The 1,302-nt window shown below is 67.6% G+C and carries 1 protein-coding gene; it reads right to left on the reverse strand.

The window, feature by feature from the left end:
- Positions 1 to 40: 40 nt before the first annotated feature.
- A protein-coding gene (locus L0P92_RS44480) for an IS3 family transposase (RefSeq protein ID WP_234768816.1) occupies positions 41 to 1,227 on the reverse strand; the annotation gives its coding sequence in 2 pieces (ribosomal slippage) (positions 41 to 960 and positions 960 to 1,227; 1,188 coding nt in all).
- Positions 1,228 to 1,302 lie beyond the last annotated feature (75 nt).

Here is a 1,302-nt window from a genome sequence, read left to right on the forward strand (position 1 = left end):
TGAGCTGCCCCTAGTTTCGTAGCGGCCGATCTTGTGTGTTTCAGGCTGCGTTCGCGGTGGCCAACAAACGGCAGTAGGCCGCCTCGAACTCCTCGGGCGGGAGGTAGTCGAGTGCGGAGTGCAGGCGCTCGGTGTTGTACCAGCCGACCCACTGTACGACGGCGCGTTCGACCTGGTCAGCGTCCCGCCAGGGGCCCTGGTGTTCGATCAGCTCGGCCTTGAAGGTGCCGTTGAGGGCCTCGGCCATCGCGTTGTCGTACGAGTCTGCGACGGAGCCCACCGATGCGGCGGCGCCGACGTCCGTCAGCCGTTCGCTGTAGCGGATCGACACGTATTGGCTGCCGCGATCACTGTGATGGATCAGGCCCGACCCCTTCTTGATGCCCCGGCGCCACAAAGCCATCTCCAGGGCATCCAGGGGGAGATCGGTGCGCATGTGGGTCGCGAGCTGCCATCCAACGATCATCCGCGAGTACACGTCGAGGACGAACGCGACGTAGACCCAGCCGGACCAGGTCCGGACATAAGTCAGGTCCGCCACCCAGAGCTGGTTCGGCCGGGTCGCGGTGAAGAGCCGGTTGACCAGGTCCGGCGGGCGCGGAGCGGTCGGCTCGGGCACCGTGGTCCGGCGTCGTCGGCCGCGGACAACGCCCTCCAGGCCGTCCTCGCGCATCAGCCGCTCGATGGTGCAGCGGGCCGCAGTGACTCCCTCGCGCCGCAGTTGGCGGTGGATCCTGCGGGCGCCATAGGTCTCGCCGGATGCCGCGTGGGCGGCGCGGATCTTCGCCAGCAGTTGCTCGTCGCGCAGGCGCCGGGTGGACTTCGGCCGCCGGCGGCGGGCGTTGTATGCCGAGACCGAAAGGTTCAGCTCCCGGCAGACCGGCTCAACCCCGAAGTCGTCGCGGAGGTGGTTGATCACCGCGTCGGCCTCGTGCGGGGCTGGTCGAGCTCCTTCGCGAAAAACACCGAGGCGGCTTTCAGGATCTCGTTCGCCCGCCTCAACTCGGCGTTTTCCTTGCGGAGTTGAGCGAGCTCATTCTTCTCGGCCGTGGTGAGCAGATCAGGCCGGTCGCCCTGGTCGGCCTCGGCCTGCCGGACCCATTGCCGCAGGGCTTCCTTGTGGATGCCCAGATCCCGGGCGACATGCGCGACCGGACGGCCCGAGGTCTGGACCTCGCGGACGGCTCGCTCGCGCAGCTCGTCTGGGTACTTCCGTGGTGCAGGCATCGGACCTGTGTTCTCCCATCTGCCGAGGCGATCATGCCTGGCTTCAGGGCCGCTACAAAATCCGGTTCAGCTCAC

The sequence above is a fragment of the Streptomyces muensis genome (assembly GCF_021474425.1).
In the GTDB taxonomy this organism is placed as follows: Bacteria; Actinomycetota; Actinomycetes; order Streptomycetales; family Streptomycetaceae; genus Streptomyces; species Streptomyces muensis.